Consider the following 14,647-nt stretch of genomic DNA (forward strand, 5'->3'; position numbering starts at 1 on the left):
AACATGGCAAAAGAATTTCTAATCGAGCTAGGTACAGAAGAGCTACCACCAACGCAACTTCGCACTCTAGCTGAAGCATTCGCAGCAAACTTCGAAGCAGAACTAAAAGGCGCTGAGCTTGCTCACGAAGGCGTGAAATGGTTCGCGGCACCTCGTCGTCTTGCACTAAAAGTAGCAGCACTAGCAGACAGCCAGTCTGACAAAGTTGTTGAAAAACGTGGTCCTGCGGTTTCTGCAGCGTTTGACGCGGAAGGCAACCCAACAAAAGCGGCTCAAGGCTGGGCACGCGGTTGTGGCATCACGGTTGACCAAGCTGAGCGCATGGTGACAGACAAGGGTGAATGGCTACTGTTCAAACAAGAAGTGAAAGGTCAGCCAACGTCTGAGATCGTAGTTGAACTTGCAGCGAAAGCACTAGCAAACCTACCTATCGCAAAACCAATGCGCTGGGGTAACAAAACGACTCAGTTCATCCGTCCAGTTAAGACGCTAACCATGCTAATGGGCAGCGACCTAATCGAAGGCGAGATCCTTGGTGTCGCTTCTGACCGCACTATCCGTGGTCACCGCTTCATGGGTGAGCAAGAATTCACTATCGATTCTGCTGAACAATACCCTGCAATTCTAGAAGAGCGCGGTAAAGTAATGGCAGATTACGAAGCGCGTAAAGCAATCATCCTAGCTGACGCACAAAAAGCGGCAGCAGCGGTTGGCGGTATCGCTGACCTAGAAGATGACCTAGTAGAAGAAGTAACGTCTCTGGTTGAATGGCCAGTGGTACTAACAGCGAAGTTTGAAGAAGAGTTCCTAAAAGTGCCTTCTGAAGCGTTGGTTTACACCATGAAAGGTGACCAAAAGTACTTCCCTGTTTACGACGAAAACAAGAAGCTACTACCTAACTTCATCTTCGTATCGAACATCGAATCAAAAGAGCCTCGTTACGTAATCGAAGGTAACGAGAAAGTAGTTCGCCCTCGTCTTGCTGACGCAGAGTTTTTCTTCAACACAGACCGTAAGCGTCCGCTTATCGACCGTCTGCCTGAACTAGAGCAAGCGATCTTCCAAAAGCAGCTGGGTACGATCAAAGACAAAACTGACCGCATCACAGAACTTGCTGGCTACATTGCTGAGCAAATCGGTGCTGACGTTGAGAAATCAAAGCGTGCTGGTCTACTAGCAAAATGTGACCTAATGACCTCAATGGTATTCGAATTCACGGATACTCAAGGTGTTATGGGTATGCACTATGCTCGCCACGACGGTGAAGCAGAAGAAGTTGCAGTAGCACTGAACGAGCAATACATGCCTCGTTTCGCAGGTGATGAACTGCCATCAAACGGCGTTTCAACTGCAGTTGCAATGGCAGACAAGCTAGACACTATCGTAGGTATCTTCGGTATTGGTCAAGCACCTAAAGGCAGCGACCCATTCGCACTACGCCGCGCATCTCTAGGTGTACTACGTATCATCGTTGAATACGGCTACAACCTAGACCTTGTTGACCTAGTAGCGAAAGCGAAGTCACTGTTTGGCGACCGCCTAACCAACGACAACGTTGAACAAGACGTTATCGAGTTTATGCTTGGTCGTTTCCGTGCTTGGTACCAAGACGAAGGCTTCAGCGTAGACATCATCCAAGCAGTTCTAGCTCGTCGTCCGACGAAACCAGCAGACTTCGACCAACGAGTTAAAGCGGTTTCTCACTTCCGTGAACTAGAAGCAGCTGAGTCTCTAGCAGCAGCGAACAAACGTGTAGGTAACATCCTAGCGAAATTCGACGGTGAACTAGCAGCAGACATCGACCTAGCACTTCTACAAGAAGACGCAGAGAAAGCACTAGCAGAAAGCGTTGAAGTAATGACAGAAGCGCTAGAGCCAGCATTTGCTACAGGTAACTACCAAGAAGCCCTAAGCAAGCTAGCTGACCTACGTGAACCAGTTGATGCGTTCTTTGATAACGTAATGGTAATGGCAGACGACGAAGCACTTAAGAAGAACCGTCTGACACTACTGAACAACCTGCGTAACCTGTTCCTACAGATCGCAGACATTTCTTTGCTTCAAAAGTAATTCATTACTCTTAGAAGTGATTAAGAAATAAGTGAAAGGGAAGCAGATGCTTCCCTTTTTTGTTGCCTTCAAACCGATGAAGGTGACGCTTATTATTCATTTTGTGAACAAGACTAAAATTTGTAGGGTGAGACGCGTTTAACTTGTTGGTGTAGAGCTCGGATTGTAGAGGCATAGTTTTGCTATAACTGGACTGTTTATTCGGGGGAAGGACACAATGAAAAAAACAATTCTCGCACTCTCTATCGGTCTACTGAGCGCCTGCAGCCAGATTCCAGAAAATGCCATCATATTAAGCGTTGGCGATGACACCGCTGTTTTTGAAGAAAACTCACAAGGCTTACTTGTCGCCGAGCAAAAACTCGAAAAAGGCAGTTACACCTTTACCATTGCTGACAGCAAGCAAAGCTGTGGCAGTAGCTTTGCCCTAGCAGAAGAAGATCGCATCAAGTTCAATCGTCCATTAAAAATGGATAACTGCGCCACTGATGCACAAATGCCGCTGCGTATCTTCAAAGCCAATACCTATCAATTTACGCTCAATCCAACCACCAATGAGCTGACGGTAAAGATCAAACCAAAACAGACTCAGGACATCACCTACTCTTGCCCTGTCGCAACTGACACGCCAAAAACCATCAATGTTGCTCAAACCTTTAATGATGGCACTGTCGTTCGCGATGCCTTAACCGGACAAGAAGCCACAGTCGCCAATGGCAGCGTCACCATGCAGCCGGGTCCTATGAGCCAAGGTCTATTGCTGCTAGAAGAAGTTGAACAGCAAGCCGATAAACCATTCAGCTGGGATAACGCGACGGTGTACTTCGTCATGACCGACCGCTTCTACAACGGTAACCCAGACAACGACAACAGCTACGGTCGCAGCAAAGACGGAAAATATGAGATTGGCACCTTCCACGGTGGTGACTTGGCGGGTCTGACGAAAAAACTCGATTACATCGAATCACTTGGTGTGAATGCTATCTGGATAACCTCGCCACTGGAACAAATCCACGGCTGGGTTGGCGGCGGCGATAAAGGCGACTTTAAGCACTACGGCTACCACGGCTACTACCACCAAGATTGGACCAAGCTTGATGCCAACATGGGTACCGAAGATGAACTCAGAACCTTCGTTGATACCGCCCACAAGAAAGGCATCCGCGTGATTTGGGATGTGGTCATGAACCACACAGGTTATGCGACATTAGCAGACATGCAGGAATTCGGATTTGGTCAGCTTTACCTTGATGACCAAGAAGCCAAAGACGTCCTTGGTGAAAAATGGACCGACTGGCAGCCAAAATCAGGACAAAGCTGGCACAGCTTCAACGACTACATCAAATACGGTGATAGCGAAGCGTGGGATAAATGGTGGGGCAAAGATTGGATCCGCACCGACATTGGCGACTACGATGCTCCGGGCTACAACGACATCACCATGTCTTTGAACTACCTACCGGATCTAAAAACCGAATCGACTCAGAAAACCGGATTACCAAACTTCTTCCGCAATAAAGACACCAATGCGCAAGATGAGTTGCAAACACCACGTGAACACCTGATTACTTGGTTATCCGATTGGGTACGTGACTACGGCATTGACGGCTTCCGTGTCGACACCGCTAAACACGTTGAAATGGAAGCGTGGGCAGAGCTGAAAGCCAGCACCACCCAAGCGCTTGCTCAATGGAAGCAAAACAACCCGGACAAAGCCTTGGATGACCTACCTTTCTGGATGACAGGTGAAGTGTGGGCACACAGCGTAGTGAAGAGCCCGTATTTCGATAACGGCTTCGATTCCATCATCAACTTCGAGTTCCAATCTGATGTGGCACCAAAAGCGCTGAAGTGTTTCGCTCAACTTGATAATGATTACCGCCGCTATGCAGAACGCATCAATAACGATCCTGAGTTCAACGTGTTGAGCTACTTGTCTTCACACGATACACAGCTGTTTTGGTCAGCGCGCAGCCGCAGCTTTGATGACCAAGCACGTGCAGCAAATGCTCTGATGCTGGCTCCCGGTGCAGTACAGATCTATTACGGTGATGAGATAGCTCGTGATTTTGGCATTACTGGTTCAGACGCCCACCAAGGCACACGCTCAGATATGCCATGGGATAAGATTCAAGGCGAGCGAGAAGATCTACTGCAACATTGGCAAAAGTTGGGGGAATTCCGTAAACGCCACCCAGCAGTTGCTCAAGGTAAGCACATCACTCGCAACCAAGAAGGTTATTACGCGTTCGAACGCCAATACCAAGACGACAAGGTGCTGATTGTTTACACCGGTGAGTAACTTGCTCAGCAACAAGAATGTGGTGAATTAACAAGGTTTAAAGGGAGGCATGGCTTCCCTTTTTTTTGTTGAATGCTAAGGTTAATCCAATTATGAAATCCATTGATTAGGTTGTTCATGTTAGTCGTACTGGTCGAAGACAACGAAATTCTCAATCACCATTTAGCTTCGCAGCTCAAAGATCGTGGCAATACGGTGTATGCCGATAAAACCGCATCCGCTTGCCTGCAAACCATTCAAAAACACCCCAATGCGGATGCCATGATCATTGACCTTGGCTTACCTGATTTTGATGGTATCACCTTAATAAAGCAGATCCGCCGCAAAGAGATTAATGTACCAATCCTAATATTGACCGCTCGCGGAGATTGGCAAGATAAAGTGGAAGGACTGAACTCTGGTGCAGATGACTACCTCACCAAACCGTTTCAGTTTGAAGAATTAATGGCTCGCTTAGAAGCACTTGTCCGTCGTTATCAAGGCTTCTCCACCAGCACCATCAATGCAGGTGAAGTAACGTTAGATACTCAGGCGAAAAGCATCAGCTACGCAGACAACGTCCTAGATCTCACCGCGTTGGAATATCAAATCTTTGAGTATCTTATCCGTCACCGCCAAAAAGTGATTTCTAAAGAACAGATAGCTGACTCACTCTACGATTCAGGAGAGAGCGTACAACTGAACAATATCGAAGTGATCATCTCGCGTTTGCGTAAAAAGCTTGCTACACATACTGAAGAAAAAATCATTAGTACCATTCGCGGCCAGGGTTATCGCTTTGAGCTAGAGGCTAAATAGTCAATGAAGCGATTGATATCTAGCACCTTTCGTCGACGCGTTTTATTCATAACCTCTGTTGTAGGAATAAGCTACTTATTAACGATAAGTGCTTTCGTCTACCATCTCGAAAAAGATAAATTATTCGAAGAGTATGCGCTAGATGTCGCTAGCCATGTACCAGCTATTACGAATGAAATAATAGCTTCAGGGCAAGTAACTCCCTTAGAGAAATGGAATGAAGAGTTTCCTTTACACTCATCCCATTTCTCTATGTTCATCTGCGATGAGAATAATAATGAACTTTGGCGATCCATGAATGAGGAATCTCGACAACGACTTCTCAAGAGAGGGATAAAAACGCCAAAAATAGAAAACTTCTGCCTAGACCCATTATTACCAACCGAAATTAATCAGTTTGAGTTAATTCAAACAAAACAAGGCTCTGCTTTCATAGCTCATGTTCTGCCCTTAGACAAAACACCTTATAACCCTCAAGGAAGGATCGTATTGCTAAGACGTATGGAAGACAAAGTCGATTCACTGAATCAACTCAAAGTAAATGTAGCGATATTTTCCATTATTGCCTCGCTCATTGTTATGTGGCTAATTTTTCTTATTTATCGTTGGAGTTTTAAACCATTCAAAATTCTCGAAAAGGAATTAATTGACGTAAAAGCGAACAAAAAAGAAAAACTAGCACACTCATACCCAGAAGATTTAATGCCAATCACAAGTGCCCTCAATGAGCTGATGTTCCAGCAAAAAGAAAACGAACAGCGCTATCGCCGAGCATTAAACGACCTCGCACATAGCTTGAAAACACGAGTCGCAGTATCCCAAGCATTGTTAGATGACATTGAAGAAGGAAAAATTCACGATATCAACCAACAGCTATTGGAAATGGATGATGTGATTCAAGGCCAACTCAAGCGTGCATCATTGGGTGTGAAAGGGATTGTAGAAAATACCACTCCAATCAAACCTATCCTCAATAGCCTGCTGCTGATGTTTGATAAAGTCCATATAGATAAAGGTATTCGCGTCGAACAGTTTATCAATAATGATCAGACTCTGCCGATGAGTAAAGCGGATGTGATGGAAGTGTTTGGTAACGTTTTGGAGAACGCGTACCGCTATGCCAATAAGCGTATCGATGTGTTCATTAACAATACCGAAGAAGGCATTATCATTACCTTTAACAACGATGGTCCCGCCGTAGACGAGTCGATAAGCGACACTTTATTTAAACGCGGAGTGCGTGCTGATGAGCAAAACCCGGGAACAGGATTAGGTTTGGCGTTGTGTGATGAGATTGTACACAGCTACAAAGGCGCTATTTGGTTTGAAACACCAAGCGACCCATCCATGGGTGCGAGCTTAAAGGTACTGTTACCTTACCGTTAGCCTTGCGTTGGCACGTTAATATCAACACGGCGATTTAACTCGCGCCCGTGAGTGTTTGCATTACTGCTCACAGGGTGCGTTTCGCCATCAGAGCGTGAAGTGGACACCACTTCATCATACCCTTCAAGATATTTAGCCACAGAGTTCGCACGCTTTAAGCCGAGCGTTAGGTTATACCCATTACTGCCCTTCGCATCCGTATTACCAACCACCAACAATGAAGATTGAGGTCGCTGTTTCAGTTGCTGATTCAACTGAGTGAGAATGAACTTCGATTGAGCATTTAAACTCGCTTTATCAAACTCAAACAGCACTCGGGCAGCAAGTTCTCCTTGTTTTTGCTCTGTTAGTTGTGCTCGACTCAATAGATAAGTAGCACAGGATTTATCGATGCCAGTTTGTTCCAGCTGAGACAGTAACATGGGTTCTAGAGCACTCTGTTCACCATTAACGGTAATCTGCATAAACGGACCTTGATGGTATTTCACTTCCGTTTGATGCCCAAAAGACACCGATTCTTGATACTGATTCTGCCCTTGCTGGCAATAGTAATACAGCGCTTGATTAGTGTTATCTTGTGCGAATGATGGCATAGATAAGCTCACGGCTAATGCCAGAATTAACTTGTTCATTGTATTGCTCTCTACAAGGTTAGGTGACCGACTTCTTCGGTGATCAGCGATAAGATTTGATTCAATATGTCGTCGGTATTTTCTGCTTTGTAGACGTTATCCACCCCGACACAATTACGTAAGCCAACATTGGCATCCAGCTCATAATCAAAACCAATAACCGACATACTGGCCGTCATTTGCTCGCCATCTGGCGTCTTCATTCCTTGGCTAACGCCATTCACGACATTGATGGAGTCACTGGTATTATCTGCCGTCACTTTGCCACCATTAATCATATTGAGGATGTTGGTACACATACCTTTTTCAACAAGCTTTGGCGTTTGTTCAGCATAATGATTCCAATCTTCACCATCGGATAGAATAATTATTAGCTGCTTTGGCCTTTTTGCTAACTGAGTAACAATCTGCCCAGCTCTGATGATTCCCTGTAGCGAAGCAGTACCGCCGTTGGCCTTAAAGCCTCTAACGTCCTTTACAAATCCATCAAACTTATCTGTATAGAAAATGTCATAAAATTCAGCCTCATCGTCTCCATTAGGTACTCGTTTAGCTGCTCCTTTGACTTTAAATTGTTGTTCTATCGTTTTGTTAAAGTTAACCACGTCATCCTTATCGTATTCACCCATTTTGGTAGTGATACGCTGATCTCGAATAATCAGTTTGTTGTTATTGCCAGTATTGATCGTTCGACGGTTGTACCCTGTGATTGCAACTCTGTGTGTTTGTTCTGGGTTTAACGCATTGTATTGCTCTAATTCATCGGTCACTTTTTCGATGATGTCTTTCAGATCTTCGATTTTAGTTTTCTTACCACCACTCCAGTTTTCATTCATCGAGCCAGAGAAATCAACGATAAAGGTAATGTCGACAGGCTGACCTTGATAACGTCGTGCTTTCGAGCTTCCAGTAACATCGAACGTTTCACCAAAACCAACAATCACACCCTGTCCAGGAAACCAAGATTCATGGCGAGTTTGCCCCGCAACACGATATTCAAAATAACGCGCTTGCCCTTTTGATAACCCAGCTTGGCAATCCGGCATGTCTTCACACGACAAACGCTGCACATTTAGGTTCTCAATACCCTCAACGTCATACACATAGTGCTCAATGTAGTTTTGCGCCAATGTGTGATTTTCTGAATCTTCTGCAGAAACCGCTAGCACCGCAGCTTCTGCCGCCTCTTCTAAACGGGCTTTAGTTTGTAATGCCCTCGCTCCGTCTGAGCCCAGCATGAAGACACCAAAAAGGATGGGAATGATCATGGCGAATAACATGCCGACATGACCGCTTTGTTTTTTCAAGCTAGAGTGTCTTTGAATACTATGTGGCATGTTACCTCCCGATCACGACAGCATCAGATTCAACTCGAGTGAACTCAACACCCAACAAACTGCCAACCCAATTGTCGGTTTCATAGCAAACAGAAACACGATACAGCGGCATTTGACGACCTCGGTTACTCACTACTGACAATAAACTCAATGAACTGATGCCTTCCCCAACTTGGCAATCTATCGCGCCACGTTTTTCAATAATCACTGGGTTGGGTTTATCCACAGCGGCGAAGCTTAGCTCTTCAACTTGTAAGCCATACTGACTGGTTTGAAAGTTACCAAACGTGCGTTCCAATGAGTGGCGAGTGATGGTATCGACATCATCGGCTTCTTCTTTTGAAAGCTCATAATCCGCACCATAAAGCTGGGTACGCTCTTTCACCACATTCACTAGCGAATAAGTCAATCGGTCCAACTTCCCTTTTACCGACAGCTTAATAATTACATCACCACTAAACGCCAATAGTAAGCTGAAGAAGATACCAACAATGGCAAACTCAATACTGAAAGTACCACGTTGCTTGCTCTGCCCTCGACAGTAATTAAATTGCAAATTGCGAGCGTTCATATTCTTGTACCACCACCATTTCTCGGCTCATCGTGCTTTGTAAACCCAGGAAGTAACTAAAGATTGGTTGAAAGTTGTAATCGATGTGATAAACAGCCAAGGCTGCATTCTCTGCATCACCGCATTCTCTGCTGGCTTGCTCCGGTGCTAATTCGCATTGCTCGGTATAAGCCGTGAGAGATTCGATGTTATCGAGGTATTGGATAGAAACGCGAAAGCGCTCAACATCCACCGCGGTATTCCAAATACTACCCTCTCGATTCAGCACGGCTTGCACTGTTTGCATGTAGTCGTCATTACGTTTTTTAGCGGTGCGTGAGATCTCTGAAATGGTCAGATCGTTGATGGCTGAAATGTAAGACATATAGCTCATTTCTACCCACGCCATGCACATCAGCCAAAAAGCGAAGAACCCAATGGCAAATTCAATACTGGCAACACCACGTTGCTTAGCTTTCATGGGTAACCTCAGTTAGAGCTCGCTTTTTCTGCTTCGCTTTCAATGGGTCATAACCGCGTAAAGCACGATAAATATTGTCGATCTGGTGGTTACTGTATTTCTCACTCAATACTTGTTTAACAAACTCATACTGACCTTCTTTGGCCATACTCAACGTCAGGTTGGCCATCACTTGCTCATCCGCTTGACCGTTTTTATAAAGAGGCAGGAGACGCTGAATCGCCTGTTTGTATTGCCCTTCTGCAATATCAAGTACCGCAAGGTTGTTGTTGACCGTTACTCCATCAAAGAAGTGTTCGCGTGAACGTTCGAAATAGCGACGAGCCAAGTCATATTGGTAGTTATAACCGTAGTAAGTACCAAGCAAGTTTTCTGCTTCTGCATTGGTCTCTTCAAGCGTGAGTGCCGCCTTTGCACTGTTGATCGCAGCAGGATATTGCGCCAATTCACCATAGGCTTGCGCCTGGATTAGCAAGGTATCGACGCTCGCTGCGGATTTATTGGTTAATGGCTTGATATAAAACAGCGCTGATTCGGCATCACCAAGTGAGAGATAGCTTTGCGCTAGCTTCTCACGCACCTGCGCATCATCGCTTTGTTGAAGCTGTTGTTTATACAAGGTCACTAATTGAGCATGATTGTTGGTTTTCTGGTAAATAGCTTCTTTGGAGTCTTGTTGTTGCCACGCTTGCTGGGTAGAACTGCACGCTGTGAGCATGGCTGGTAACAAACAAATCAGAATTTTTTTAAACATGGGACATCATCCTCATCACCCCTGGAGCGGTGATTACAAAAACAAGTGGAATCAAGATAAAGACAATCAATGGGATCGACATCTTGGCCGCCAACTTCCCTATTTGCTCTTCAAGCTCCAACATCTGCACTTCGCGGATATCTCCGGACAATGTCGTCAACATGGTGTAGATGGATGAGCCGTGTTGCATGCTCTGGGTTAGTGTCAGCATAAAACTGCGCATCTCAGACGATGGCACTTGCTGATACAACTCTTGTAACGCACGCTCCATACCCACAATGCGGGCACGCTGGTTGGTGTTATCCAATAACTTGCCCAACTCAGGGTTAAAACTTTGAATCTCTATCGCCAAGTATTTCAACGACGCTTCAATCGACATGCCGGTCTGAACACATATCGCCATGAGATCGATTAAATAAGGTAAGCTGCGGCTGATACGTCGTTGGCGATTGGTCTTACGAACTTCAAGCCACATATCAGGCAATAGAATCACTGTCATCGCCCAAACAGCAGCAAGAGCAACCCAATAGTTGGTTGCGATATCTAACGTGAAGACCAACACGGCAATCAACAACTCCCCAAGCAGCAAAGCCGCATACTTCAATGGCGCAAACCAAGTGGCAGCATTGGGGTTATCAATCCCAGCGAGGTGTAAACGCTGTGACAAACTCGCATCTCGCTTCTCTACTAAGTTCGATAACGGGGATAGTATCGACTCTAGTCGTGACTCTACTTGCTGATCACCTTTGTGTTGGCGAACGATTCTTGCCACACGACGTTGATAGCCGAAATGGTTTAGCATCCAGTAAACGAGCAGAAGTACGCCGAAACTGACACCAACGAGAGAGAAAAACAGCCAAAACGTCGTTTGTGTCATCATTACTTCACTCTCTTCATTAGTGCCCAAATGATCGCCATACCAATCGCTTCGCTGATCACTAAGTAATAAAGCAGCGAACGACCTTCTGGGTTGAACATCACGAACTCAAAGTTCTCTGGACTTAAAAACTGCAAGATAAACAGAAAGAAAAATGGCGTCGCCGAAACGATTTTTGCTGAAATACGAGCCTCAGACGTCAGGGCGAATTTCTTTCGCTCGACAGCTCGAGCTTCAAACATCTGGCGATTCAAACGCGTCATGATTTCTTTCAACTGACCACCGCGCTGCATATTGGCTCGCAGTGTAATCACGAAGAAATGGAAGTTCGGGTTTGGAAAACGCAGACAAGATTTACGAAACACCTCATCAATTGACTCGCCCATTTTTAGACGCTCACCCATTAACTTGAACTCACGTCCGACTTCACCCTCGAGATTGTCACCCACGTACATGATGCCGCGGCCAATGCTCTCTCCCGCACTGATGGCGCTTGCCAGCATATTCAATGCATCCGGAAAGGTTTCATCAAACTGCTTTTGCTCACGCTTCTGTAGCCATTGATAACCAAACCACCAGCCAAATGGCACCGCAAAGGGCAATAGCTCATAAGCAGCAAACCGAATAAATGTGCTATTCACAACTAAAGCCAGCACCATGACCACCATGGTGTAGAGCGCTATTTTTAGTAGCGCCAAACGGCCCAATTGGCGCTTTAAATTATCCCAACGCGTTTTCAAACCTTGACGTAAACTTTTGTCAGACAGACTGGCAAAGTTCACCGCTTGATGAGTCAAAGTCGTTTCTAAACGGGTACGCTGTTGGTATTGAGTTAGGTAACTATCAAGACGTTTATTTTTTTCGCCCATTAAGGCGACAACAATCAGCGCAACACCACCGATTAAAATGAACCAATACATCGCTTACCCCACCGCTTCGATAGCGCTGATGGTGTCAGCAAGCTCTTTGTCCACTCCGTAGAAACGTGCTTTTTCAAACAAAACTGAGCGGCTCATAACACCCGTCGTTTCATAACGGCCGGTAATTTTACCTTCGTAATGATGCGGATCAGATTGGAAGCAAAACAGCTCTTCAAGCACAACGTTTTGTCCTTCCATACCAATCACTTCCGTAATACTCATCACTTTGCGAGAACCATCGTGAAGGCGATTGACCTGTATAATGAGGTCCACTGCACTTACTAAAGAGCGGCGTATCGCCTCTAGTGGCAGGTTATTGGTTGCCATCATGACCATGGATTCCACTCGGGCAAGGGCGTCACGTGGGCTGTTAGCATGCAGCGTCGACATCGAACCATCGTGGCCAGTGTTCATCGCTTGCAACATTTCAAACGCTTCAGCACCACGGCACTCACCAACAATGATGCGATCTGGACGCATACGCAGCGAGTTAATCATCAGATCGCGTGAGTTCACTTCACCAGAGCCTTCGATACCTGCTGTTCGAGTTTCCATACGAACCACATGAGGCTGAAGCAGTCTCAGCTCCGCAGTGTCCTCAATCGTCACTACTCGCTCACCTTGCGAGATGTATTGAGACAATGCATTTAACAACGTTGTTTTGCCTGAGCCTGTACCACCAGCGACAAGAATATTCAGCCGACAGCGCGCAGCCAATTGCAGTAACTTCGCCATTTCAGGGCTCAATGCGCCAAATTCAACTAAGTCAGCAAAGCCAATACTTTCCTGCCGAAACTTACGAATCGATATCGCAGTGCCATCAATGGCAATTGGCGGCAGAACGATATTCACACGGCTGCCATCTTCTAAGCGCGCATCACACGTAGGTGACGATTCATCAACACGACGACCAACACGACTGGCAATACGTTTCGCGATATCTGCGAGTTGCTTTTCATCGAGAAAATGCACATCCGCTTGTTGTACTAAACCAAAGCGCTCGACATACACTTGCTGGTGGCCATTGATCATGATGTCGGTAATAGTGTCGTCATCCATCAGGACCTGAAGCGGTCCCAAACCTACTAACTCATGAATCATGCTGACGACATATTCGCTTCTCGCCAGAGAAGAAACTGATAGCTGGTCGCGACTAACCAACATATCTACCGCATTACTTAACTGACGTTCTAGGTCACTTTTCGATAAGCTTTCTAGTGCAGATGCATCCAAGGCATTAAAAATTTGGTCACGCAGATGGATGTAGGTTTGTTTCGAATGTTGCATTCCCTACTCCTTTTTAGCGATTAAACAGTTCTTGCACCCAAGAACGTTTTTGTTGCGGCTTATCACCCACCAGCAGTGCGACTAAATCACTCAAGCCTTGCTGCATTTCTGATTTAGTATCAATCAGTTGATGACCTTGAAGTAGGTAATGGTTCGCTTTGTGGTCAAACTCAATTTTGCAGTCGGCTTTGCGGCCGAAATATTTACTAACGTCAGACATACTGATTGAAGCGGCATTATCTGGACGCGATTGGTTCATCACGGTAAGAAGCGGCAGCTCTGGATAGCGTGTTTCTAGCTCAGACACTACGCGGTTTAATTCTCGTAGCGACGACACCGTGGCATCAAACACCACCACTAACGTATCAATCTCAGCCACTGCACGATCGAACTCTTCATTTGTGGTGACGGTATGTGAATAGTCTTCAATCACAAATGAATAATTCTTAACCACTTGCTCTTTGAGCGCTTGGGTATATTCATGCAGCTCAGCACGCGTAAACGCATCCGACTCCAAACCTAAAATCGCGAGGTTTCGTTCCAAACGTTGTACTAAGCTAGTGGCGAAATCACCATCAATACTCGATACCAAAGTACCTTTGCGTACACTGCGTTTACTGAACTTCTGCAAACCTAAAAGCACATCGATATTACTGCCGGTGTAGGTGTGATCAACCAACAAGGTAGGCGTTTTATGATGACGCCCCAATGAACGTGCCACTTCACTGGCGATCAAAGACGTTCCAACACCGCCTTTCACACCAAGAAACGCCACTTGCTTTGCTTTTCGATTCGAAGCCACACCACTTTGCTGCTGACGGTTACGACGTACACCATGGTAAAACTCCATGATTTCTTTGTCGGTCGCAGGCCAAAATAGGTAATAAAAACCAAGCTGTTTTAATGCACGAATCGTTGAGATCGCATCTTCGCTGCCAACGACCACAACCGACACATGCGTTGGCAATTGATGGGCAATGTTTTTTGCATCTTCAACCACGCTTTGGCTTTTATTCAGCTCAACAATCACCACTTCCACACTTGAGTGCGTATGCAGTTCTGGGTAGTTTTTCTCTTGGTTGTTCACCGTAATTGGCTCGACTAACCCTTCAAAGCGAAACGCCTTATGAACTAAGTCTTTGCACGCAGCGGTTTGATACAAGAACGCACACTTATTTTCTTTTTGTTGAGTGTGATTTGGCGTGCTCTTACTCAACTTATCCACTAAATCAAACATGATGAGTGTCCCTCAA

13 protein-coding genes are annotated in these 14,647 nt (G+C 45.7%); 4 read left to right on the forward strand and 9 right to left on the reverse strand.

What is annotated here, in order from left to right; genetic code table 11:
• The first annotated feature begins 3 nt into the window (after positions 1–3).
• The 4 genes from glyS to KIT90_RS12680 all read left to right on the forward strand — a co-directional run bounded on the left by glyS (position 4) and on the right by KIT90_RS12680 (position 6,556).
• On the forward strand, positions 4–2,070 hold the full coding sequence (gene glyS / locus KIT90_RS12665) for a glycine--tRNA ligase subunit beta (protein WP_005378875.1): 2,067 nt from the start codon (positions 4–6) through the stop codon (positions 2,068–2,070).
• A 217-nt stretch (positions 2,071–2,287) separates the two neighbouring features.
• Entirely contained in the window at positions 2,288–4,372 is a 2,085-nt protein-coding gene (locus KIT90_RS12670; protein ID WP_285376961.1) for an alpha-amylase, read from the forward strand.
• A gap of 117 nt (positions 4,373–4,489) precedes the next feature.
• Entirely contained in the window at positions 4,490–5,170 is a 681-nt protein-coding gene (locus tag KIT90_RS12675; protein ID WP_285376963.1) for a response regulator transcription factor, read from the forward strand.
• Between the two features lie 3 nt (positions 5,171–5,173).
• Positions 5,174–6,556, forward strand: coding sequence for an ATP-binding protein (locus KIT90_RS12680; RefSeq protein ID WP_285376964.1), 1,383 nt, complete (start codon positions 5,174–5,176; stop codon positions 6,554–6,556).
• On the opposite strand, the gene KIT90_RS12685 is transcribed toward KIT90_RS12680, so the two are convergent.
• The 9 genes from KIT90_RS12685 to KIT90_RS12725 are packed head-to-tail and all read right to left on the reverse strand — an operon-like array spanning position 6,553 to position 14,631.
• A complete protein-coding gene (locus tag KIT90_RS12685; protein WP_285376965.1) occupies positions 6,553–7,188 on the reverse strand; it encodes an OmpA family protein in 636 nt (211 codons plus the stop codon). The genes KIT90_RS12680 and KIT90_RS12685 overlap by 4 nt on opposite strands.
• A gap of 11 nt (positions 7,189–7,199) precedes the next feature.
• Positions 7,200–8,525 (reverse strand): pilus assembly protein TadG-related protein, encoded by a 1,326-nt coding sequence (locus KIT90_RS12690; RefSeq protein WP_054824655.1) that lies wholly within the window; start codon positions 8,523–8,525, stop codon positions 7,200–7,202.
• A gap of 1 nt (position 8,526) precedes the next feature.
• Positions 8,527–9,096, reverse strand: coding sequence for a tight adherence pilus pseudopilin TadF (tadF, locus tag KIT90_RS12695; protein ID WP_285376967.1), 570 nt, complete (start codon positions 9,094–9,096; stop codon positions 8,527–8,529).
• Positions 9,071–9,556 (reverse strand): TadE/TadG family type IV pilus assembly protein, encoded by a 486-nt coding sequence (locus tag KIT90_RS12700; RefSeq protein ID WP_009708052.1) that lies wholly within the window; start codon positions 9,554–9,556, stop codon positions 9,071–9,073. The genes tadF and KIT90_RS12700 overlap by 26 nt, the downstream gene beginning before the upstream one ends.
• Positions 9,546–10,310, reverse strand: coding sequence for a lipopolysaccharide assembly protein LapB (locus KIT90_RS12705; protein ID WP_285376968.1), 765 nt, complete (start codon positions 10,308–10,310; stop codon positions 9,546–9,548). Before KIT90_RS12705 ends, KIT90_RS12700 begins: the two co-directional genes overlap by 11 nt.
• Positions 10,303–11,190 (reverse strand): type II secretion system F family protein, encoded by an 888-nt coding sequence (locus KIT90_RS12710; RefSeq protein ID WP_285376970.1) that lies wholly within the window; start codon positions 11,188–11,190, stop codon positions 10,303–10,305. Before KIT90_RS12710 ends, KIT90_RS12705 begins: the two co-directional genes overlap by 8 nt.
• Positions 11,190–12,107: a type II secretion system F family protein gene (locus tag KIT90_RS12715; RefSeq protein WP_285376972.1), complete on the reverse strand. Its 918-nt coding sequence runs from the start codon at positions 12,105–12,107 to the stop codon at positions 11,190–11,192. Before KIT90_RS12715 ends, KIT90_RS12710 begins: the two co-directional genes overlap by 1 nt.
• A 3-nt stretch (positions 12,108–12,110) precedes the next feature.
• Positions 12,111–13,394, reverse strand: a complete 1,284-nt coding sequence (locus KIT90_RS12720) for a CpaF family protein (protein WP_285376973.1) — start codon at positions 13,392–13,394, stop codon at positions 12,111–12,113.
• Positions 13,395–13,407: 13 nt separating this feature from the next.
• A complete protein-coding gene (locus KIT90_RS12725; protein ID WP_285376975.1) occupies positions 13,408–14,631 on the reverse strand; it encodes an ATPase in 1,224 nt (407 codons plus the stop codon).
• Positions 14,632–14,647 lie beyond the last annotated feature (16 nt).

This window comes from Vibrio sp. B172a, assembly GCF_030248355.1.
Classification (GTDB): Bacteria; Pseudomonadota; Gammaproteobacteria; order Enterobacterales; family Vibrionaceae; genus Vibrio; species Vibrio owensii.